Origin of the sequence: Actinoplanes lutulentus, from assembly GCF_003259845.1 — a bacterium.
Classification (GTDB): domain Bacteria; phylum Actinomycetota; class Actinomycetes; order Mycobacteriales; family Micromonosporaceae; genus Actinoplanes; species Actinoplanes lutulentus.
In genome coordinates this window covers 193,135-214,381 of sequence record NZ_QLMJ01000008.1, presented here as the reverse complement: position 1 = coordinate 214,381, position 21,247 = coordinate 193,135, and the positions used below count along the sequence as shown (strand labels likewise).

The window sequence follows — 21,247 nt, the reverse complement described above, 5'->3', positions numbered from 1 at the left end:
GCCTCTCCGGTGGCCGGCCCCACATGTGAGGAGTGTCCGATGACCGGCGCGCCGATCGATCTGCGTACCGACACCCGGGTCGCCCCGGTGGGTATCGACAACCCGCGGCCGGAGTTCGCCTGGCGGCCGGCTCCCGGAGCCGGACCACAGACGAAATACGCGGTGCAGGTGTCGGCCGGAGCCGGCTTCGGCCCCGGTGACCTCATCTGGGACAGCGGCCCGGCGGCCGGTGCGCAGCCGTTCGGCATCGTCCACGGCGGGCCTGCACTCGCATCCGCCCACGCCTACCGCTGGCGAGTCCGGACCTGGGACGACCAGGACCGCGCCGGCCTGTGGAGCGAACCGGCCACGTTCGAGACCGGCATCCTCGACCCGGCCAGGTGGCGGGCCCGATGGATCAGCGGCCCGGCTCCGGCGAGCACGGCCGACTACCAGGTGGTGTACCTGCGTACGGTCGTGGAGGTGCCGTCCGCTGTCGTCCGGGGACGTGCCTATGTGTCGGCGCTCGGCTGGTACCGGTTCTTCGTCAACGGCGTCGATCTGACCGGCCCGGCGCTGGTCCCACGGTGGACACCGTTCGACACCGCGGTGGAATACCAGACGTACGACATCACTGACGCCGTCACCACCGGCCGCAACGTGCTCGCGATGGCCGTCGCTGACGGGCGTTTCCGCGGGAGAAACGGCGGCCACAACGTTCCCGCCGTGTACGGCGACCGGCTCGCCGGTTTCGCCCAGATCGAACTCGACCTCGCCGACGGCAGCAGGTTGCTGCTGACCACCGACGAGACCTGGAAAGCAGGCGCCGGCCGCATCCGCACCGCCGACCCGAAGTTCGGAGAACAAGCCGACCAGCGCATTTCCGACGACGACTGGCATACCGGCGAGACGACGCCGGCCCGGTTCTCTGCGGCGTGGGTACTCGACCAGCCACGCACCCTGATCGCTGAGGAGGTGGCTCGGGTCCAGCAGGTGCACCTGTTGCCGGCCCGCACCGTGACCCGGACCCCATCGGGCAAACAGATCGTTGACTTCGGACAGAACTTCGCCGGTGTCGTACGGATCCGGCTCACCGGACCAGCCGGCGCCCGGATCGGACTGACCCACAGCGAAGTCCTGCGCGACGACGGTGAACTCGACGTCGACTACTTGTTCGAAGGGGCCATCGGCAAGTTCCAGCAGCGCGACGAGGTCCTCCTCGGCTCCGCGACCACCACCTACCAGCCGTGGTTCACCATCCACGGTTTCCGCTACCTCGAGGTCGACGGCCTGCCCGGTGACCTCGATCCCACATCCGTCGACGGCATCGTCTTGTCGTCAGACCTGCCCGCCTCAGGCAGCTTCGATTGCTCCGACCCGCGGCTGAACCAGCTGTACGGCAACGTCGGGTGGTCGCTGCGCTCCAACTTCGTCGACACCCCTACCGACTGCCCGACCCGGGAACGCTCCGGCTGGACCGGCGACATCCAAGTCTTCGCCCCGACCGCCACCACCTACGTCGACGCCCAGAGCTACCTGCGCCGTTACCTGCGCAACCTGGCCACCGAGCAACTACCCGACGGTCGCATCCCGATCTTCATCCCCGCCGAGGGCTCCACCTTCTCCGGCGGCCTGCAACGTGCTGTCCGGGCCGGCGGCGGATCCATCGGCTGGGGCGACGCCGCGGTCCTTCTTCCCTGGACGCTGTATCGCTACTACGGCGACCGCACCGTCCTGGAACGCGGGTATCCGGCGATGACCGCCTGGGTCGACCACCTCGCCAGCAAAGCATACGAACACCGCAGCCTCCGGCGACGGCTGCGCGGAACCGGACGCTCCGACATCGAGCAGCACATCCTCGACACCGGTTTTCACTTCGGCGAATGGCTGCGCCCAGGGACCGGCGCCCTCGGCTCGGTCGTCGACAGTTACCGGCGCGGCAGCGTGGTCAACACCGCCTACCTCGAACACTCCGCCCGGACGCTGTCCACCATCGCCGCACTGCTCGGCCACGATCCCGACGCGGCCCGATATCGGCGGCTGGCGGACCGTACCCGCCACGCATGGAGGACCGTCTTTCTCGCGGCCGACGGACGCATCGGGAGCGACCGGCAGGACGACTACGTCCGCGCACTCGCTTTCGACCTGCTCGAGCCCGGCGAGCGCCCTGCCGCCGTCGCCCGCCTTGTCACGCTCATCGAGCAAGCGGGTGACCACCTCGGCACCGGCTTCCTCAGCACCCCGATGCTGCTGCCGGCACTCGCCGACGGCGGCCGTCCCGACGTCGTCTGGCGGCTTCTGTTGCAGAACACCAGCCCGTCCTGGCTTTACCAGGTCGAGTGCGGAGCCACCACCGTGTGGGAATCGTGGGAGGGCCACAAACCCGACGGCCGCGCCCACCTGAGCCACAACCACTACGCGCTCGGCGCCGTCGCCGGTTTTCTCACCGAACGCGTCGCCGGCCTCACACCAGGCGAACCCGGGTACCGGGTCATCGACATTCAACCGCTGATCGGCGGCGGGCTCACCCACGCCTGTGCCACCCTGCGAACCCCGTTCGGCACCGCCACCAGCGGCTGGACACGCGATGCCGACCAGGTCCACCTCGAAGTGACCGTGCCACCCGGCGCCACTGCCCGCGTCCGCACCGGCCGCGACGGCATCCACCATGTCGGCTCCGGAACCCATGTCTTCGAGTGGAAGCAGGTCATCGCATGAGCACCGAGTTGTATAACCCGTTGATCCCCGGTTTCAACCCTGACCCGAGCGTGACGAAGGCTGGTGGCGACTACTATCTCGTGACGTCGACGTTCGAATACCTGCCCGGCCTGCCGATCTACCACAGCACCGACTTCGTCACCTGGAAGCAGGTCGGCAACGTCGCCACCCGCGCCGAACAGCTGGGCATCAGCGACGTCCCCGCGGGAGGCGGGGTCTACGCTCCGACAATCCGCCACCACGACGATCTCTTCTATCTCATCGTCACGGTGCTGGGCGGCAGGGGCTGCCTGCTCTTCACCGCCATCGACCCGGCGGGACAGTGGAGCGACGGGATCGTTGTCGAAGGACTCGACGGCATCGACCCCGACCTCGCCTGGGACGACGACGGCAACGCGTTCGTCACGTATTCCGCCGCCCCGCTGGGCGCCCAGCAGACCCACCGCGGGATCCAGCAGGTACGCGTCGATCTGACCGGTGGCCGCATCCTCGACGAGCCGCGAACGCTGTGGAGCGGAACGGGCCTCAAATTCCCGGAGGCGCCGCATCTGTACCGCCGTGGCGAGTACTGGTATTTGATCATCGCCGAGGGTGGCACCGAACGTGGCCACGGCGTGAGCGTCGCCCGGTCCTGCTCGCCGCAAGGGCCGTTCGAGCCTGGCCCTTCGAATCCCTTCCTCAGCGCCCGCAGCACCGACCGCCCGATCCAGAACACCGGCCACGGTGACCTGGTCGAACTACCCGACGGCAGCACCGGCATGGTCCTGCTCGGTATGCGGCCCCGCGGGCTCACCCACGGCTTCTCGCCGTTGGGCCGGGAAACGTTCGCCACCCGGGTCTCCTGGGTCGACGCATGGCCGGTCGCTGACCCGGTGACCGTGAACCTTCGCCCGGAACCGATCGAGTACCACGACACGTTCAGCACCGCGACCCTCGACGACGGCTGGATCGCCGTACGACGCCGTCCGGCAGAGGTCGCCTCGCTCGCTGACGGAGCGCTCGCCATCACCGGTGACGGAACGACGCCGGACGACCTGCGGCCTTGTCTGATCGGCCGCCGGCAGGTCAGCGTCGCCGCCACGGTCTCGGTCGAGGTCGACGTCACGCGGGGGACTGGGGGATGCACCGTTCTGTTCGATCAGCACCACCATTACGACCTCGAAGCGAGCGCGATTCCCGGCGGCACCCGCGTCGTCGGACGAGCCCGCGTGGCCGGCATCCGGCAGGAGTGGGAGACGATCCTGCCTGCTGGACCTGTCGTTCTGTTGGTGGAGACCGTGCCGGTCACACCACGCCTCGACGCCGGCATGGCACCCGACCGCGTACGGTTGAGCGCCATGCCCCGCGACGAACCACGCTCCACCGTCCTCGTCGCTGACCTTGACGGCCGCTACCTGTCGGCGGAGGTCGCGTTTCCCTTCGTCGGAAGAGTGCTCGGTCTGTACGCCACGTCCGGCACCGTCACCTTCCGGTCGTACACCTACCAGGGATGGGACACCCCCTGACCTACGCGGTGTCGTGGCCCTGGAAGTGCTTGAGCATGAGCTGCAACGCCATCTGGTTCGGGGCGCCGCCGAACTGAAGGGTGATGGTGTGATCCGCCCAGGGGGACACCACCCTTGTCACGGCGACGCCGGCAGCCTCGGCTTGATCGGCGAGTGTCATGCCACGTGGCCGGTGAACCAGCGCAGGGTGGCCTGACGCCAGACCTGGGTGCCGACGGCGCTGGGCAGGTCGAAAACATGCTGGCCGTGGGGGATTTTGATCAGTTCGCTGGTTACGCCGCTGTCCTGGAGCTTGGCGTACAGCTTGTAGGAGCCTTTCGGGGGTACGAGGCCGTCGGAGGTTCCCACGGTGATCAGAGTGGGCGGGGCCTGGGTACTGATGTGGTTGGTGACGGTGGTGGCGGCGTATCGGTCGGGGTACTGCTGAGGGCTGCCACCGAGATACTGCTCGAGGAAGGTCCGGGAGGAGCTGTTCTCGTAGAGATCTGCCATGTCGGCCCCGGGATACAGGACGCTGACGGCTCGGACTCGGGGGAGGGTGCCCTCGCAGGCCGGGGAGAGTGTGCCTGCGTTCCCTTTGTAGGCGGCCTGGAGCGCCAGGTTGCCGCCGGCGGAGTCGCCGACCATGGAGAGCCGGCTGAGATCGCCGCCGAAGCGCTGCGCGTTGGCTCCGGTCCAGGCCAGGGCGCAGCCGATCTGGCTCTCGGTGACGTCCCAGAGGTGGCGCTGCTGGTTGGACAGGGTGTAGTCGGCGCTGATGACGAGGTACCCGTGCTCGGCGAACCATCGGGCGTGACCGGGCGGGGTGCCTTCCAGCCGGGAGCCGGAGACCCAGCCTCCGCCGTGCACCATCACGATGACCGGGGCGCCGGCCTGGCTGCCGCCGACCGGGCGCCACACCGACAACGGCACGTCCTCGCCGTTGAAGCGCAGGTAGGTGACGGTTTCATCAGGTGCGGTGTCGCCGTCTGAGAGGGCGAACATCTTGGTCACGTCGAGGTCGGTGTTCTCACGGTGTGCCAGCGACAGCTGTTGCCCGAAGACCACGATGCCACCGAGCAGGGTCAGGGCGGTGAGGACGACCAGGACCTGCCGGGCCCGGGTACGGCGGCACCACCACAGCCATCCCGCACCTGCGGTCAGAAGTAGCGCGATGGTGATGACGTACGCCGGGAGCGAGGACAGGATGGCGCCGACAACGTTCACCGGGGTGGGCAGGAAGGTCGAGGCGACGAGAAGGAATGCCACGGTCGCGACCACGTAAAGCGCGGTGAAGAGTGTTCGCTCAACCCACTTGTTCATGACGTCGGTACTCGTTTCCAGTGCTGGGACGGGGCTCGCTGCGGTGTGTTCGGCAGCAAAACCGTACGTCTTAAACTTACCGCGTGGATAGTTTCTATCTGACCGTGCGGTAAGTTTCACACCATCTCCGTACGATGGCCGGAGACGGGGAGACGAAGATGGGGGTGCCCATGGCGCCGGAAACACGTCTGCGGCCGCACGGCGCGGGCAAGCAGCAGCTGCACGCCACGGCGCTTCGGTTGTTCGCCCACACCGGCGTGGCAGGCACCACCATGCAGGCGATCGCCGACGAAATGGGGGTCACGAAGGCCGCCCTCTTCTACCACTACAAGAGCAAGGACGATCTCGTCCTGGGTGTCGTCGCGCCGATCTTCGAGAAACTCGCTGCCGTTCTCACCAAGGCTGAATTCCGCCGTGGCCGGCAGGCGCAGCTGAACGAGATCCTGACTGGATGTGTGGACCTCGTGCTGGAGTTTCGATCACAGTACGCCGTGCTGATGAATGATCCCTACGTGTCCCGGCTCCTGGCGCGGCATGAGGAACGTCCCGGATGGGAGAGCCGGGTCGGCTCCTTCATCGTAAGGGTGGCGTCGGACCCCGCCGATCGAATCCCGCTGATGGTCTTTATCGGCGGGCTGGCCTCCCCGCTCGGCGACCCGGCAGTGGCCGCTCTCGACGACGCCGTGCTGCGGGAGCAGTTCCTCGACAGCGGCCGCCGTCTGCTGCAGATCCGCCGCCGGTCGGCTGGTGAGTCCACCACCGCATAGCGGCCGGGGCAGCCGGGGCATTGCTCCGACGCAGCTGTCGGTGTTCGTCCAGGGCGATGGGCAAGGAGGGCGCCCTGCCGGGTGTTCACCGGCAGGTTCCTCAAACGAACTAGACCCTCGGAACGTCCACTGTGTGACCACCTCGTGGATTGCGCACGTCGTGGGTGCGCAACCGGCCGCACATACCCCAGCCGGTGGATTCGCTCTGAGGAGCGCTGAACAGTGCGGCCTCGCGCAGGTGGTGGCCGTCGCCGCCGGCGATGGCGTCGATCAGCGCTGCGGTACGCCGGGTCTGCGCCTCGACGCTCTGCGCCCAGATCTCGCGCCAGCCGTCCGCTGCGGGCCGGACGAGCGCGACGGCATGGTCGTAGAAGGCGGCCAGGGCGACCGGGTCGGCGGCCAGCCGGTGGAAACCTTCGACGGCGAGATCGCGGCGCCGGCGTACCGCGTCGGCTTTGCCGGCCTCGTCAGCGGGCAGCGAGGCGGCCGCTCGGTACCGCTCGGGATCAGCCACGATCTCCGGTGGGAAGGTCATCACGGCGTCGCCGGCCTCGGGCAGCCCGGCGTTGGACATCACCACGACGACGCGCAGGTCGCCGTGGTTCACCGCCCGGTGGATGACTCCGGGGGTGAACCAGATCGCGCTGCCGACTTCCAGCGGTGTCTCCCGCAGACCGGCCGGGTCGAGGGTGTGCAGAACTCCGGTGCCGCCGACCACGACGTACGCCTCGGTCGAGACGGTGTGCACGTGCGGTGTGCCGCCGGCAAGGCCGTCGGCGCAGGTGTCGGAATACACCTGTAGCCGGGTGATGGACGTGCCGCCGGGGAAACTCGCCGAGCTCATCACAGGGCAGCCCTGCCGTGCGCGGCGAGTTTGCCGGCGTCGGCGTCGCCGGTCGCGACCACCACCGCATAGCGGAACCGTGTCTCGGCGCCGGCGTGCAGGTCCTGTTCCTCGCTGAAGAACGGGGCGGGGTTCAGACAGGCGAACTGCTCGCTGCGGGCGAACCACTGCGGCGGGTGATGCGGGTTCGCGGCGTCGTCGACCACCACGACGGTTGACGAGCGGTCCACATCGTCGTGCCGGCCGCGGAATCCGAACCATGCGGCGCGGGTGCCTCGCAGTTCGTCACCGCCGGTGCCGCCGTCGTGGATCAGGGTGCCACCGGTGAACGAGCGCGGTCCTCGCCAGAACAGGCCGCCGTAGCCCGCGTTCTCCCGGCCCTTCGTGGTCGGTGAGCCGAACGCCAGCGTGCCGCCGGACACGTTGGTCATCGCGGTCGAGAAGGTGAGCACCCAGCTCAGGTCGTCGATCACCGCGAAGCCGAGAGTCCGTTCCTCGGTCAGCACCGGGGTGCCGTCCTGCGCGAGCCAGTCGAGCCGGTGCGTCAGCGATGACGGGGTGAGAGCGATCATCGTGCGGTGTACAGCACTGCCGTTGTTCTCCTGTTGAACGTAGGACTGGCCGTGCACATAGGTGGGCCCGCCCCAGAAGTTGTGCTCGCCGACGTGTGGCAGGGACCAGGCGATGCCTTTGTGCCAGACGTGGTCGTGCGGGCGGAACAGCGACACCACATCCCCGGCGAGAGTCCGGATCGGGTGCAGGTACGGCTTCGGTGATTCCAGCTGTACGGTGTCGGGCCGGTAGACGTAGGTGAACAGCGGGACGTCGCCCGCAGTGACCGTGACCGACTGATCCAGCGTGTGGTCGACTCGGAGGCTCATCGGTGTCCGTTCATGTGAGCGGCGAAGGGGTGATCGGGCGTTATCTCGCCGCGCTGTACCGGCGCCCCGGTGGCGGCGGAGGCATACAGAGCCGCGATGAACTCCATCGTCTGGCGGGTCTCGGCGAGACCGACCGGCAGCGGTTGCCCGGCGTCGAGGGTGTCCAGCAGCGCGGCGATCTGGTCGGCGTGCCCGCTGCGCGCCGGTGTGCTCGCCGCCGGCCACCGCCGGGCCAGTTCCTCGTGGCCGGGCGCGGCGGTGATGGTCCAGTCATCGTCGGTGTAGCCGTACAGATGGTCGAGTTCGACGGTGGCGTGTTCGAAGTCGAAGCGCAGCGCCGAGACCTGCCGTGGCGACACCACCGAGTTGACGACAGTGGCCAGGGTTCCGTCGGCGAACTCGACCAGTGCCGTCGACACATCCTCGGTCTGCACCGGCCGGGCCCGGCGGGCCGTCATCGCGATCACCCGCTGCCATGGGCCGAGGATGGACAGCAGTAGATCGAACTGGTGGATGCCGTGACCCATGGTCGGGCCGCCGCCTTCGGTCTCCCAGCGCCCGCGCCACGGCACCTGGTAGTAGTCGTCGTCGCGGTACCAGAGGGTGTGGCAGGAGGCCAGCAGCGACCGGCCGAGTTCACCGGAGGCCATGAGGTTGCGCAGCCTGATGGCGCCGGCGCCGAACCGATGCTGGAAGACGGTCGCCATCTGTGCGCCCGTCTCGCCGGACACGGCGGCCAGCGTGTCGAGTTCGGCCAGCGACAACGTCGGCGGCTTCTCGACCAGTACGTTCACACCGGCACGCAGGCACTGCTCGGCCAGCGGCGCGTGCGTCGACGGCGGAGTGCACAGGTGCACCAGGTCCGGTTTCTGCGCTTCCAGCAGGCTGGCGAGGTCGTTGTACACGGCGGGAACAGTCCAGTCCCGCGCGAAAGCGGTGGCCCGGTCGGCATCGACGTCAGTGATCGCGACGAGTTCGACACGATCGGCATGGGCTCGCAGCGCTTCGACATGACCGGCGGCGATACCGCCGGTCCCCACGATCGCTGCCCGGTAGCTAGGCATGCAGTGTCACTCCTCGTAAAATACGGATGTCCCGCCGAGGTTGGGCGGCGCAGGTCAAGGCTGTGCGGTGAATGCGTGCAGGAGCCGTTCCCGTTCGGCCAGGGTGATGGGCAGGACGGAGCCGTGCCGTGCATCAACCGGCAGCACCGCGGACGTCTGGCGCTCCCACCGCCCCGATGCGAGAACATCGGTCCGGTACAGCTGATAGCCACGGTGCCCGTTCTCGTCGATCAGCAGGTACCAGCAGTCACCCGAAGGGCCAGCGAACACCGCCGGCCCTTCGGCATGCCGAAGTTCGGGCTTGCCGATGTCTTCGACGACGGTCACGTAGGCCGGATCCTCGAGTGCGGTTCCGCGTTCCATGAGGATGTGCTCACCGCGTCCCTCCGTGGGGCCGGCGCCCAGCGAATCGGCGGAGAAGCGGTACCAGTCGTCGCCGTCGGCGAGGAAGGTCGCGTCGATGACGGTGTGCCCGGGGTCGTGATAGATCTCGGCCGGGGTGAAGGCACGGAAGTCGCCGGTCTGCGCGGCGAGTAGTCGCTGGTGCTGTTCGGGACTCTCCGCGTCGTCATACAGCGCTGATGCCCAGATCATGAGCCAGGCGGCGCGTGCCGGCGACCAGAACGCCTTCGGCGCCCACGTGTTGCCGGCCCCCGGTGGGGAGACCTCGACGAGAGCCGGCCGCGACCAGGAGATCAGGTCGGCCGACTCCCAGACGACGACCGAGCGGCTGCCGGAGCGCGTCGCTCGTTTCCAGTCCTGGTCGGGGAAGACTCGCAGGTCAGTGCCGATGACGATGAACCGGCCGGTCCTGGTGTCGCGGATGAGGAACGGATCGCGTACGCCGCGTTCGCCGACGTCACTGACGAGGATGGGCTGTCCGCCGTTGAGCTCGGTCCAGGTGGTCGGGTCGTCGATGCCGCTGACGGCGAAGCGCACCTGCTCACCGTCGGGGGTGAACTCCGGTTTGAAGTAGACCAGGAGGTAGGCGCCGCTCATCGTTTCTCGCTTTCGGTGTTCGCCAGCGGGATCCAGACCCGCATGGGCCCGGGACCCCGGTTGGCCCAGAGAAAGTACGGAACAGCAGTGGCGGGCTCGCCGGTTCGGCTCCGGAGCCCGATGCGCAGAAGCACCGGGGCGATCGCCTCGCTGTCACGCACCACCTCGGGCACTGCCGCGGGGTCGAGATACAGGTCCTCGAAGACCAGGCCCTTCAGCGCTGATGGAAGGCCGGCGTGTTCGAGGCAGTAGACCAACGGTCCGCGGGTGAGGGCCACGGTGCCGCGGACCGCGTCGACCCGCGGGTGCGCGGTGACGGTCTTCGCCGGCATCGGCAGGGTGAGTTCCACCCGGTCCCCGGGCCGCCATGTCCTGGTGAGCCGCATGTATCCGGTGGTGGCCTCGACCGGTTCGCCGTTGACGGCGAGCCGGGCGCCGGTGCACCAGGCCGGAATCCGCAGCGAGAGGGTCCAGGGCGCGGCGGAGGCCAGCGAGACCGTCACGGTGATCCGTCCGTCCCACGGGTAGCCGGTGTCGACCTGGACGGCGTGATCTCCGGTGCGGAAGGAGCCCGGGGCGTAGAGATGCAACTGCAGGCCGTGGGCGTCACCGGTGGCGGTGTAGGTGTGCAGCGACGCCATCAGCCGGGCCAGGTTCGGTGGGCAGCAGGCGCAGGAGTGCCAGGGGAGACGCTGTGACGGGGCGTATTCGTTCGAGCCGTCGCGGCCGGTGCGGATCTGCAGCGGGTTGGTGTAGAAGAACGCGGTGCCGTCGAGGCTGATCCCGGCGGCGAGGCCGTTGAGCAGCACGCGTTCCATCTCGTCGGCGTACCGGGCGTGGCCGGTGGCGAGCAGCAGGCGCCAGGCGAGCTGGAAGCTGCCGATCGCGGCACAGGTCTCGGTGTAGGCGCGGTCGGGCGGAAGCTCGTACGCGTCGCCGTATGCCTCGTCGGTGTGCCGTGAACCCTGCCCGCCGGTGATGTACGTCCGGCTGTCGTGAGCCGAATCCCACAGGCGTTCCACGGCGGCGAGCAGGGGTGAGTCGCCGGTTTCGACGGCCACGTCGACGGCGCCGGCGAGCAGATAGAGCTGACGGACCACATGACCGGTGACCTCGGTGGCCTCCCGGACCGGGGAGTGGTCCTGGTAGTAGCGCCGGCGGCGAGGGCCACCGCCGAGCAGGTCGTGTCCGCGAAGCTCGACGAGACGGGCGGCGAGGGCGAGGTACGGCCGGTGCCCGGTGATCCGGTAGAGCTCGACGAGGGCCGTCTCCACCTCGGGATGTCCGTCGATCCCGTCCTCGCCGTCCGGCCCGTACCGGCGTACCAGAAGATCGGCGAACCGGCGCGCGACCGTGACCACCTGCTGGGCTGCGGCGTCGCCGGGCGCGGAACGCGCCGCGGCGACCGCCGCCTGAATGAGATGGCCCGCGCAGTACATCTCGTGGCTGTTGTCCAGCTCGGCCCACTGCCGGTCGCGGTGGTCCACCTGGAAGTACGAGTTCAGGTAGCCGTCCGGGTCCTGGGCCTTCTCCAGCAGCGCGGTGGTGCCGTCGAGGAACGGCGACCGGGTGCCGGAGCGGCCGAGCTCCCAGAACGCCGCCTCGAGGGTCTTGTGCACGTCGGTGTCGCCGAACCAGAAGCCGGTGAACGCGCCCGTGACGTCACCGGTGACCCGGCGCAGGTTGTCGACATTGCCGTGGGTTTCCAGCTGTTCGACGTTGTGCGGCAGGGTGGTTGTGGCATTGCGTCGTTGCCAGCTCGCGAGCAGCCCGTCCGGCCGTAGCGCGATGCCGTCTCGGGGCAGGGGCTGCAACACCGTGACGGCGCCGGAACTGGGTACGGCCGCGCCGTAGGACATGTCCGGTCAGCCTTTGACGCCGGAGCTGAGCGCGGAACTGATGAAGTAACGCTGGAAGAACAGGAAGATCACCAGCGCCGGCAGGATGTAGAGGATCGATCCGGCCGCCTGCAGGGTGGTGATGCCGTTGCCCTGCGGGTCGAGGTAGGCGTTGGTCACGGCGACCGCGAGAGTGGTGTTGTCCTGGTTGAGCAGCAGGGCCGGGGTCAGGTAGTCGCCCCATGCCCAGGTGAACTGCAGCAGCAGCGAGGTCAGGATGATCGGCCGGGACAGGGGCAGGAAGATCTGCACGAAGGTCCGGAACCAGCCGCAGCCGTCGATGATCGCTGCGTCCTCGAGCTCCAGCGGGATGGCGGCGAAGAACTGCCGGAACAGGAAGATCATGTACGCCGAACCGCTGAGCCCCCACAGCACCCACGGCCAATAGGTGCCGACCAAGCCGACCTGGGAGAACATCATGTACGTCGGGATCAGCGTGGCGATCTGCGGGATCATCATGGTGGCCAGCACGATGGTGAACAGTGCTTTGCTGCCCCGTGCACGGATCCGGGCGAAGGCGAACCCGACGATCGCGCTGGACGCGGTGGTGAGCACCGCGGTGAGGGTGGCCAGGAACAGCGAGTTGCCGAAGTAGGCGCCGAGTTCGACGCGGGTGACGGCTTCGACGAAGTTGTTCCATTGCAGGTTGTCGAACCGCAGGAGCCCGCCGGCGCCCTCGCCGAGTTGTTGGGGAGTGGCCAGCGCGGTGAGCAGGATCCACAGGAACGGTGCGCCGAACAGGGCGAGACAGACGACGATCGCGATGTAGACGAACGCCGACTGGCGCTGCCTCTTCTCGCGAGACCGTGCCGAGCCGCCGGCCCCGTTCTCCGTGGGGGCGGCTGGTTGCCGGGTGAGCATGGTGGTCACCGGAGATCCTCCTCTCAGTCCTCGTTGCTGGAAGCTTGGTAGTGCACCCAGCGCCGGCTGCTGCGCTGGAGCACGACGGTGAACAGCATGATCACCAGGAAGAACACCCACAGCATCGCGGACCCGAATCCGAACCGGTTGTTGGTGAAGAACTCCTGGTAGACCTGCACCATGTAGACGTGCGTGCTCGGGGGCACCGCCGAGGCCATCGCGATGCTGCTGGTCTGGGCGAGCAGCAGCGGCTGGACCAGGACCTGCAGGGCGGCGATGACGCCGGTGACGATCTGGAAGTACAGCACCGGCGAGATCATCGGGATGGTGACGTTGCGGATGACCTGCCAGCCGTTGGCGCCGTCGAGGGTGGCGGCCTCGTTCAACTCGGCGGGCACGTCCTGCAGGGCGGCCAAGGTGATGACCATGCCGCCGCCGAGGCCCCACAACGACACCATCACGAGCGAGTAGAAGGCGTACGGGTCGATGAGCCAGGAGACCGACGGTATGCCGACCAGACCCAGGATGCCGTTGAGCATGCCCGCATCGGGGTTCAGAACGAGCCGCCACATGATCGCCGTGGCCACCACCGGCACCACCGACGGCAGGAAGAAGACCGCCCGGATCAGGCCCACGGCACGGATCCGGCGATTGACCAGGATCGCCAGGCCGAGGCCGCCGGCGACGCTCAGCGGCACCACCACGGCGGTGTAGAGCAGTGTCTGCCACAGGCTCCGCAGCGCCTGCGGATAGTCGGTGAACAACTCGACGTAGTTGCGGAATCCGACGAACCGGTAGGTCGGCGCCATCCCGTCGAAGTTCGTCAGGCTGATCATGAGAGCCCACGCGAGCGGAAGGACGGTCAGAGCCAGGAAGCCGAGAATCCAGGGCGCGGCGAACAGGTAGAACGTGGAGGCGGGGTACCGCCGCCAAGGGCGTGCCTTAGCCGGAGGGGTGGACAGGACCGTCATCCGGCCAGTTCCTTGCCCCGCTTGAGGTCCTTGTTGACCTGGTCATGGATGCGCCCGCACGCATCGGCGACAGTAATCTTCCCCTTGAGCAGCTCGGTCAGCTGCGCGTCGACGGCGGCCTGCATCTGGTCGAAGGTGGCGTACGGGGAGACGGGCAGGGTGACCAGGTGCTCCAGTTCCGTCTGGGCCGTCTTGAGCGCTTCCTTCTGGTAGTCGAGCTCCTGCGGAAGGTACTGCCACAGCGACTTCAGCGACGGCAGGCCCCAGCCGCTCTTGGCCCGCTCGACGGCCGCCGGCCCGGCCAGGAAGTACTCCATCACCTTCCAGGCCGCCTCCTTGTTCTTGGCCTTGGCGGGGATCCACGCTCCGATGCCGCCGTTGTAGCTGGCGTTCATGCGCGCGCCGAACGTCGCCGCCGGTGCCATCCGGATCGTTTTCTGCAGCTCGGCGGGGCCCTTGACGAAGTTCGCGCCGAACCAGTAGCCGTCCGTGGTCATGGCCATCTTGGCGGCGGAGAAGGTCGACTGGTCGGAGTTGTCGGGCAGCGGGTTCAGCACGGTGGGCCCCACTCCGGCCTTGCCGAAATCGGCATACCACTGCACCGCCCGGACCGCCGCCGGGCTGGTGAAATCGGCTTCCGTCAGATCGGCGTTGTACAGATCGGTGTTCTGCTGGGCGATCATCAGACGGATCGGCGAGATGACCGACCAGGCCCATTCGACGCCGAGTCCGTGCTGGACGATCTTGTCGCCGCTGCGCACCGTGAGCTTCTTCGCCACCTCGAGCAGTTCGTCCCAGGAGATTGGCTCGGTCAGGCTCAGCGGATCGACCTTCGCCTTCTCGAACAGAGCCCTGTTATGCCAGACGCTGGCGTCCGGGCTGAAGTCCTTGACCAGCGAGTAGTACTTCCCGGTCCCGTTCTTCGCGCCGTCCCACCGGTGCCCGTCGTTGATGACGACCAGGTCGTCCCGCTTGATCACCGAACTGGCGTCCAGGTACTGGTCCAGCGGCTCGACCAACCCGCGGAACACGTTCAGCGGCTCCGCCTTGCCCCGGACGAAGTCGGGCGGGCTGCCGGCGGACATCATCGCGTTGATCCGGGTGATGTCGTACTCGATGAACTCGATCGTGATGCCCGGGTTCAGTTTCTCGAACTCGGCGATGTGCTCCTTGGTGAACTCGGCGCTCTTGTACATCACCGTGACCGTCTTCGAGGCCGAGCCGGAACTCGAGCCGCCTCCGGTGCTGCAGCCCGAAAGCGACGGTGCGCCGACGGCGCCGGCCGTCAGTAGGGTGGCGCCGAGAAACGAGCGCCGGCTCAGCGGCGCCGATGAAGGAAAGGACGTCATGGGACCAGACCTCTTCTCAAATAAGGGTGGTGCTACGGACCTGCCAGCAGGCCGAACAAGACGTTTCGGGGCGATGTCAAGGCGATTACAGCTGCTACGGTGCACCCTCTAAAGTATTACTGTCAAGGTCTATTAAGCATATTTATCTAGGGGTGCGGTCGAGGTGCGCGCTGGCTTGCGCGAACCTGCCGAGCCGTGGCGTCCGCCAAGATCGCCGTCGATGGTGACAGCATGCGGCGGTGGCACCGCGCTCGCGCGCCGTGCCACCGCCGTCGTCCGTGTTCAGGACGTCTTGACCAGCGAGAGCCCGTCGACCCGGAGGTTCCCGTTGGTGCCGGTTGCCCGGATCGTGACCCAGGCTTTGCCGGCTGCAAGGGTGAAGCCCGCCAGCTGCTGCGGACTCCAGCTGCTACCCGCGGGGATGGTCAGGGTCCGAACAGCGCCGCCGGCGTCGGTCACCGTTATCCGGGCGCTGCTGACGGTGCCGGAGGTGAGTGTGTTCGCCGCCAGCCAGTATGTCCCGGCCGGCACGGTGATCTCCTGCCGTACGCCGCCGGCGAAGGCGGACGTGGCGCCGACCCGCAGCGAGAAGCTGCTGCCATTCGCCCCACCGCTGGTGTTGCTCACGATCGCGGTTGCGCCCGACTCGACGAAGCTGGTCCAGCCTCGTACCGAGCTGACGATGACGCGGTCGGCCTGGAAATCGGGGTTGAGAACGTAGTTGTTGCCTGCCGCGACCCGCCACTCCCCGGTGGTGGCGTTGAGCTGCCACTGACTCAGCGAGTGGAACTGCGGGCGGGTGCCGGTCTTGTCCACCGGCATCCACTGGTTGTATCCGATGCCGTTCCAGGCGAAGTCGGCCCACCGGTCGCCGGCGAAGATCACCGTGTTCTTCACGGTGCCCTTGACCGTCACGAAGAACCCGGTCTGGCTGACGTGGCTGTAGTCCATCTCGGTGCCCGGGAGCACGTATTCGGCGGAGTAGGTGCCCTGGATGTTGCTGGTCGCCGACTCGAGGACGTAGGCGACCGAGGAATTCCAGCCGTGCAGGTCGGAGGCCGCGTGGTAGTACTTGCCGTCGAGCTTGAACATGGCGTTGCCCTCGCGGCCCGCGGAGCTGTAGCCGATCTGTACCGCGGGTTCGGCGTACAGCGAGTCGGACGGCCGGAGCCGGGAGACGAAAGCGCGAGCGCGTCCGGACGCGTTGGAGAAGATCAGATAGTCCGTTCCGTCGTCGTCGGTGAAGACGGTCTGGTCGCCGGTGGCGGGCGTCGGTGAGTTGGTGATCTGTGCCTGGACCGCGGCGCCGTCGAAGGTGTCGGTGGGCGAGTCGCCCCGCAGGAACATGATGCCGCCCTTACCCTGCGAGACGAGCACGTACTTGCCGGTGGTCTCGTTGTAGGACACGCCGAGGCGGCCCACCCAGCCGCTGCTGAGGTTGGACCCGTCCGGGAATGTGGTGGCGGCCGTGGCGACGTTCCGCTCGAACGTCCAGTTCACCAGGTCCTGCGACGAGTACACCGGGATCGCGACAAAGGTGGTCTCGGTGTTGTACTTCCTCGTCGGGTTGGCCAGATAGTGCTCGGCGCCGAGATAGTGCACGCCATACCAGTAGTAGGTATCGCCGAACCTGAAGACACCGCCGCCCTGCGAATAGATGGGATTGCCGCTGGTGTCCCGCCAGAACGTGTCGTTCGTGATGGTCTGGAACGTGCCGGCGGCCGCGGCCACCAGGTCGCCGGCGGCAGCCGTCAGAGCGGTCTTCGCCGCGGCGACCTGCGCCGCGGTCGCCGCCCCGTCAGCGGCGACATCCTCCGCGACGGTCAACGCCTTGGCGAAGGGCGCCCACGATCCGGCGGTGTATTTGCTCGGGACCCGTGTCGTGTAGTCCGCGACCAGGCTCCGCAGGCCGCGAACCATCACCAGGGCGCGGGTGTCCCTGGCTGTTGAGAACGCCGCCCACGAGCCGGCGGTGTAGTCGGCGGCCTCGTATAGGGAAACCCGGTCGGTCGCCGCCGATGCGAGGCCTGCGGCCGACGGTACGGTCGACGCTGCCATCAGCACCGTGGCGACGACGGAGACCCGGCGCTTGCAGGCGGAGCGTATTGAACGCGTCATGGGGTGCTCTCCTCAGGAGGTCTCGAAAGCGCCGAGGTCGGGGGCCCGGCCTTGGTAGGGCAGGCCCGTGTCGACGCCCCGGTCGATCAGCGAGCTGGTCGTGGCGGGCCGCAGGTGGGGCAGGATGGGCAGGCTGCCGTCGGACTGGCGTGCAGTGTCCCAGCCACTGGTCGACACGCTCTGGAATTGGCTGTTCGCGAGGCTGATTGGCAGGTTCCAGGAGTTGTTCGTGGCGCTGGTGCCGGTCATGTTCGAGGTCAGGGTGCCGCTGTAGGCGAGGTTGTTGCGCAGATTGCCCCGGCCGGCGGCGGCGCCGCCGGAGTCGACGCCGAGCATGTTGAAGTTGGTGGCGTTCGCGTACCCGGTGTTGTTGACGTAGTCGTTGGCGACCGGGTGGTGGTTGGAGTAGAAGCCGGCCGCCCGGTTGAGGAAGGCGACGGAGAATCGGACGGTGTGTCTGACCGCGCCGGCGTCGTAGTCGCCGCCGAAGCCACCGACCTTGTAGCCGTTGCCGTTTCCGGCGGCCGTCGTCGTGCCCGGCACGTACCCGTTGCGCCAGGCCCAGGAGTTCTCGATCGTCACCGGCGCATAGGTGGAGATGAGGTCGAAACCGTCATCGGCGTTCCACCAGGCACGGCATCCCCGGAACACGTTCGCGGCACGCCCGGCCACCGCGTAGTGCGACCCGAAGCCGTCGGCGTTCTCGCCGGGCGAGTCCGAACTGAGCGGGTCGTAGTTGTCGTGCGAGTCGCTGTTGACGACGAGGTTGCCACCGCCGCCGTTGATGAACAGTCCGGTCCCCATGTGGTGGTGGGTGTTGATCTGTTCGAAGGTGTTGCCGCTGCCGGAGATCCACAGCCCCCAGGACTCGGCGTTCAGGTCGTTGTTCTGCGGTACGCCCCGAACCTCCAGGCCTCTGAGGTGAAGGTGGCTGGCGGTGACGTTGAAGCCTTTGATCCGGCAGTCATCGGTCATGCCGTGGAAGTCGAAGATCGGCTTCTCTCCGGGGTAGGCCCAGTAGCGGATCGGGTTGCCAGCCGCGCCGCTCTTGTTCAGGGTGATCGCGTCGACCCGCGCCGTCTGACCTGCGCAGCTGCTGGTCGCGCGGGTGTAGGCGTAGGTGCCGCCCCGGAGGTAGACCGTGTCGCCTGCCGTCGCGACGGATTGGGCTTTCGCGATCGACTTCCACGGGGCCGAGGCGGTCCCGGCCGCGCTGTCGCTGCCGTTCGGGGAGATGTAGTAGACGGCTGCGGCCGAGGCGGTGCCTGCCGTGCCGGCCACGACGCCGGCGGTGACGGCCATGAGGGCGCGGAGCAGAATTCGGGGACTCATCGCTGCCGCCTCACCGCAGGAACGACTCGAGCGGCAGGTTCTGTTCACGGATGCCGTCGATGACGAGGGCGGCAACCCGCGCGGCCCCGTACTCGGAGAAGTGGGTGTTGTCCCCCTTCTCCGCGGTGAGGTATATCGGGGCGGAGCCGGCCGGGCCGAGCCCTTCCACGAGCGCTTTGCTCTTGGCGGTGAGATCGATCAGCGGCGTCCGGGTCGCGGTGGACACCGTCCTCATCTCGGCCGGCAGGTTCGCTCCGGTCGAGTTGACGTGCTGAGCGACGGCATCCAGCACGGCGCCGTCGAACCGCCGGCGCACCGGCGGGGTGACCAGCACCGGAACCCCGCCTTGGTCGCGGATTCCGGTGATCATCGCGGTGAGATTGTCCCGGTACGCGGCCGCGGTCGTGGTCTTGTCGTTGTGGCCGAACTGAAGGAACACCAGGTTTCCCGGCTTGATCAGGGGCTTGATGGCGGGGAACAGGTAGGACTTGTACCGGAAGCTTTCCGAGCTCTCGCCGGTGTCGGCGTAGTTGGCGATCACGGCGCTCTTGTTCACCGACGCGGTGAGTTGCTGACCCCAGCCGGCGTACGGGGCGACGGACTGGTCGCAGACCGTCGAGTCACCGAAGAGGAAGGCCACGAGCGGGCTGGCCGCCGCCGACACCGTCACCGAGGTGACCGCCGGCGTGGCGCCGTCGAAAGTGAGGGTGAGGCCGGGCGTGCCGGTTCCCCACGAGGACGGCTGGCCCTCCGGTTCGCGGACGTTCACGGTGGCGGTGCGGGTGCCCGCGGCGGCAGGGTTGAAGATCCGGCGGCGGGCCTCGACCCAGAGGCCGGTGCCGCTGCCGGTAGCGGTGGTGACCAGGTAGTTGCCCGGGGCGACGTCGAAGTGGCACACGACGGGTGCGGTGCCGGTGCACCCGGCCGGCAGTGCTGCGGCGTCAGCGGGCAGGGCGAACAGGCCGACACTCGCGGCGGTGGCCGCGCAGGTGAGTCCGGCCGCCCGCAGGCGGTGCCGGACGGGGATGGCCTGGTGCTGAGCTGATCTCATTCCTGACTCCCTTGGGACGGCGATCTGGGGGATGCCGGTAGCCAGTGCCTGCCGGTGCCGGCGGCTCGCCGGGCACGTCATAGATCGACAGGCTCCTATCGAATTCCGTAAGTTTGCCGCCGTGTTTCCGGGAAGTCAATAAAACGTTTTAACCGAGCTTTCAGCTGCCGGCAGTGGCGCGTCATGCCGGGGATGGGGGTGTGGACGTGAAGCGCTTGCATCAGGTCCGCCGCAGGCGGTTGACGTCCTAAAGTGTGACTTCTATGGTGTATTAAGCATATTTATTGGAGCTGCCGTGCGGTCACGCCGAGGGAGCCTGTCCTGAACGCCATCGCGAGTGCCGGCATCCCGCCGATCGGAACCACCTTCAACGAGTCGGCCGTCTTCCCCGACGAGGTCACGCTGCGGCCCACCCGGCGGCTGACCCGGTCACGCGATCGGAATCAGACACCGACCTACCACGTGAACAATGCGTTCTCCGCGGACGGGCGCTACCTGGCACTGATGACGCAGAACCACGGCGGTGGCTCGGCGATCCTGCGCGCCGACACGGCGACCGGTGACCTGACGGTCGTCGATGTCACCGAGCCGGGATCGGCGGACCACTTCGTCGAGGGCAACGACCTCACCTTGTGGGCGCAAGCCGGTCTGATCGTCACCAAGAAGGCCGAGGTCGCGCTGCTGGCCTACGACGTGCGGACCGTGGAGAAGCGGGAACTGATCGAGCGATTCGAGCCCGGATACCTGTACGGCCACCCGGCCGGCTCGGCCGACGGGAGGCACCTGTTCATCGCGAAGCATCATCTGCCGAAGGACGAGACCACTCACACGATCTACCTGCGGATCGACCTGACGACCGGTGCCGTCGACGAACTCCTCCGCGACGAAGGCTCCGCCAACGTGCACATCCTCGCCCACCCCACCGATCCGGACCTGCTCCTCATCGACCGCAACTACGCGCCGGGCTGGCACGGCGGCAGCGACGGCACGACCACCCGGGCCTGGCTGCTCGACGCGCGTACCGGCTCGCTGACCGAATGCCGGCCCCGCAACGCCAACAACTTCCAGATCCACAGCAACTGGAGTGCCGACGGGCGCTTCATCTACTACCACGGCCTGTCGGGCAACCCGGACCAGCTGCCACGAGACGAGAAACGCGGCCTTCGGTACGACTACACCGACCGCGACTGGCTGCTGCCGATGCGCGGGGTGGACCACTACATCGGGGTGTCCGACCTTGAGGGCAACGTGGTGTGGGAGGCGGACTATCCGTTCTTCCACTACGGTCACACGAGCTCCCACGCCACCCTGCCGGCGATCATCGCCGACGGGCTCCTCACGCCGGACCTGATCACCGCGATCCACTGGCAGGACCTCGACTCGCTCGGGCTGCCGCGAACCGAGATCCTGGGCCGGCACGGCACCTACTGGAAGCCGGGCCAGCAGTTCGACCCGCACCCCGTGATGTCAGCTGACGGGCGCTACCTGAGCTACAACCGCGGTTACCAGGACGGGCGCTCCGACGTCTACCTCCTGCAGCTGGAAGCGTGACGTGTCCGCAGGGTCAGCGGGCGAGCCAGCCACCGTCCACCGGGCCTCGGAGCCCGG

At 67.9% G+C, this 21,247-nt stretch carries 17 protein-coding genes; 4 read left to right on the top strand and 13 right to left on the bottom strand.

Translation table 11 applies throughout. The annotated features are described in order from the left end of the window. Window positions 1-39 precede the first annotated feature (39 nt). Window positions 40-2,697 (top strand): alpha-L-rhamnosidase, encoded by a 2,658-nt coding sequence (locus B0I29_RS19375; protein WP_111650417.1) that lies wholly within the window; start codon window positions 40-42, stop codon window positions 2,695-2,697. Further along, entirely contained in the window at window positions 2,694-4,202 is a 1,509-nt protein-coding gene (locus B0I29_RS19370) for a glycoside hydrolase family 43 protein (RefSeq protein ID WP_111650416.1), read from the top strand. Before B0I29_RS19375 ends, B0I29_RS19370 begins: the two co-directional genes overlap by 4 nt. 1 nt (window position 4,203) lies before the next feature. Here B0I29_RS19370 and B0I29_RS45780 read toward each other — a convergent pair whose 3' ends face one another. Then, window positions 4,204-4,362, bottom strand: a complete 159-nt coding sequence (locus B0I29_RS45780) for a hypothetical protein (protein ID WP_181557874.1) — start codon at window positions 4,360-4,362, stop codon at window positions 4,204-4,206. Beyond that, window positions 4,359-5,504 (bottom strand): alpha/beta hydrolase, encoded by a 1,146-nt coding sequence (locus tag B0I29_RS19365; protein WP_111650415.1) that lies wholly within the window; start codon window positions 5,502-5,504, stop codon window positions 4,359-4,361. The genes B0I29_RS45780 and B0I29_RS19365 overlap by 4 nt, the downstream gene beginning before the upstream one ends. Before the next feature lie 158 nt (window positions 5,505-5,662). On the opposite strand from B0I29_RS19365, the gene B0I29_RS19360 reads away from it, so the two are divergent. Next, entirely contained in the window at window positions 5,663-6,271 is a 609-nt protein-coding gene (locus B0I29_RS19360; protein ID WP_181557873.1) for a TetR/AcrR family transcriptional regulator, read from the top strand. Window positions 6,272-6,380: 109 nt separating this feature from the next. On the opposite strand, the gene B0I29_RS19355 is transcribed toward B0I29_RS19360, so the two are convergent. The 11 genes from B0I29_RS19355 to B0I29_RS19305 all read right to left on the bottom strand — a co-directional run bounded on the left by B0I29_RS19355 (window position 6,381) and on the right by B0I29_RS19305 (window position 19,639). Further along, on the bottom strand, window positions 6,381-7,115 hold the full coding sequence (locus tag B0I29_RS19355; protein ID WP_111650413.1) for a cupin domain-containing protein: 735 nt from the start codon (window positions 7,113-7,115) through the stop codon (window positions 6,381-6,383). Then, window positions 7,115-7,996: a DUF6807 domain-containing protein gene (locus B0I29_RS19350; protein WP_111650412.1), complete on the bottom strand. Its 882-nt coding sequence runs from the start codon at window positions 7,994-7,996 to the stop codon at window positions 7,115-7,117. The genes B0I29_RS19355 and B0I29_RS19350 overlap by 1 nt, the downstream gene beginning before the upstream one ends. Beyond that, on the bottom strand, window positions 7,993-9,060 hold the full coding sequence (locus tag B0I29_RS19345) for a Gfo/Idh/MocA family protein (RefSeq protein WP_111650411.1): 1,068 nt from the start codon (window positions 9,058-9,060) through the stop codon (window positions 7,993-7,995). Before B0I29_RS19345 ends, B0I29_RS19350 begins: the two co-directional genes overlap by 4 nt. Before the next feature lie 54 nt (window positions 9,061-9,114). Then, window positions 9,115-10,059, bottom strand: coding sequence for a glycoside hydrolase family 43 protein (locus tag B0I29_RS19340; protein ID WP_111650410.1), 945 nt, complete (start codon window positions 10,057-10,059; stop codon window positions 9,115-9,117). Continuing rightward, complete coding sequence (locus tag B0I29_RS19335; protein WP_111650409.1) at window positions 10,056-11,918, bottom strand: glycoside hydrolase family 127 protein; 1,863 nt, start codon at window positions 11,916-11,918, stop codon at window positions 10,056-10,058. Before B0I29_RS19335 ends, B0I29_RS19340 begins: the two co-directional genes overlap by 4 nt. Before the next feature lie 6 nt (window positions 11,919-11,924). Next, window positions 11,925-12,818, bottom strand: a complete 894-nt coding sequence (locus B0I29_RS19330) for a carbohydrate ABC transporter permease (protein WP_245972628.1) — start codon at window positions 12,816-12,818, stop codon at window positions 11,925-11,927. 23 nt (window positions 12,819-12,841) lie between these two features. After that, complete coding sequence (locus B0I29_RS19325) at window positions 12,842-13,789, bottom strand: carbohydrate ABC transporter permease (RefSeq protein ID WP_111650408.1); 948 nt, start codon at window positions 13,787-13,789, stop codon at window positions 12,842-12,844. Continuing rightward, window positions 13,786-15,138, bottom strand: a complete 1,353-nt coding sequence (locus B0I29_RS19320; protein WP_111650407.1) for an extracellular solute-binding protein — start codon at window positions 15,136-15,138, stop codon at window positions 13,786-13,788. Before B0I29_RS19320 ends, B0I29_RS19325 begins: the two co-directional genes overlap by 4 nt. A gap of 282 nt (window positions 15,139-15,420) precedes the next feature. Continuing rightward, on the bottom strand, window positions 15,421-17,256 hold the full coding sequence (locus B0I29_RS19315) for a family 43 glycosylhydrolase (RefSeq protein ID WP_220091359.1): 1,836 nt from the start codon (window positions 17,254-17,256) through the stop codon (window positions 15,421-15,423). Between the two features lie 12 nt (window positions 17,257-17,268). After that, window positions 17,269-18,588 (bottom strand): right-handed parallel beta-helix repeat-containing protein, encoded by a 1,320-nt coding sequence (locus tag B0I29_RS19310; protein WP_111650406.1) that lies wholly within the window; start codon window positions 18,586-18,588, stop codon window positions 17,269-17,271. Window positions 18,589-18,598: 10 nt separating this feature from the next. Further along, entirely contained in the window at window positions 18,599-19,639 is a 1,041-nt protein-coding gene (locus B0I29_RS19305; RefSeq protein ID WP_111650405.1) for a rhamnogalacturonan acetylesterase, read from the bottom strand. A 462-nt stretch (window positions 19,640-20,101) separates the two neighbouring features. Between B0I29_RS19305 and B0I29_RS19300 the strand changes: the two genes are divergently transcribed. After that, entirely contained in the window at window positions 20,102-21,190 is a 1,089-nt protein-coding gene (locus tag B0I29_RS19300; protein ID WP_111650404.1) for a hypothetical protein, read from the top strand. Window positions 21,191-21,247 lie beyond the last annotated feature (57 nt).

What these genes read in the sequence shown, in the direction of transcription:
- B0I29_RS19375 (WP_111650417.1), top strand. Translation starts at nt 40, where the DNA reads ATGACCGGCGCGCCGATCGATCTGCGTACCGACACCCGGGTCGCCCCG.
- B0I29_RS19370 (WP_111650416.1), top strand. Translation starts at nt 2,694, where the DNA reads ATGAGCACCGAGTTGTATAACCCGTTGATCCCCGGTTTCAACCCTGAC.
- B0I29_RS45780 (WP_181557874.1), bottom strand. Translation starts at nt 4,362, where the DNA reads ATGACACTCGCCGATCAAGCCGAGGCTGCCGGCGTCGCCGTGACAAGG.
- B0I29_RS19365 (WP_111650415.1), bottom strand. Translation starts at nt 5,504, where the DNA reads ATGAACAAGTGGGTTGAGCGAACACTCTTCACCGCGCTTTACGTGGTC.
- B0I29_RS19360 (WP_181557873.1), top strand. Translation starts at nt 5,663, where the DNA reads ATGGGGGTGCCCATGGCGCCGGAAACACGTCTGCGGCCGCACGGCGCG.
- B0I29_RS19355 (WP_111650413.1), bottom strand. Translation starts at nt 7,115, where the DNA reads ATGAGCTCGGCGAGTTTCCCCGGCGGCACGTCCATCACCCGGCTACAG.
- B0I29_RS19350 (WP_111650412.1), bottom strand. Translation starts at nt 7,996, where the DNA reads ATGAGCCTCCGAGTCGACCACACGCTGGATCAGTCGGTCACGGTCACT.
- B0I29_RS19345 (WP_111650411.1), bottom strand. Translation starts at nt 9,060, where the DNA reads ATGCCTAGCTACCGGGCAGCGATCGTGGGGACCGGCGGTATCGCCGCC.
- B0I29_RS19340 (WP_111650410.1), bottom strand. Translation starts at nt 10,059, where the DNA reads ATGAGCGGCGCCTACCTCCTGGTCTACTTCAAACCGGAGTTCACCCCC.
- B0I29_RS19335 (WP_111650409.1), bottom strand. Translation starts at nt 11,918, where the DNA reads ATGTCCTACGGCGCGGCCGTACCCAGTTCCGGCGCCGTCACGGTGTTG.
- B0I29_RS19330 (WP_245972628.1), bottom strand. Translation starts at nt 12,818, where the DNA reads ATGCTCACCCGGCAACCAGCCGCCCCCACGGAGAACGGGGCCGGCGGC.
- B0I29_RS19325 (WP_111650408.1), bottom strand. Translation starts at nt 13,789, where the DNA reads ATGACGGTCCTGTCCACCCCTCCGGCTAAGGCACGCCCTTGGCGGCGG.
- B0I29_RS19320 (WP_111650407.1), bottom strand. Translation starts at nt 15,138, where the DNA reads ATGACGTCCTTTCCTTCATCGGCGCCGCTGAGCCGGCGCTCGTTTCTC.
- B0I29_RS19315 (WP_220091359.1), bottom strand. Translation starts at nt 17,256, where the DNA reads ATGACGCGTTCAATACGCTCCGCCTGCAAGCGCCGGGTCTCCGTCGTC.
- B0I29_RS19310 (WP_111650406.1), bottom strand. Translation starts at nt 18,588, where the DNA reads ATGAGTCCCCGAATTCTGCTCCGCGCCCTCATGGCCGTCACCGCCGGC.
- B0I29_RS19305 (WP_111650405.1), bottom strand. Translation starts at nt 19,639, where the DNA reads ATGAGATCAGCTCAGCACCAGGCCATCCCCGTCCGGCACCGCCTGCGG.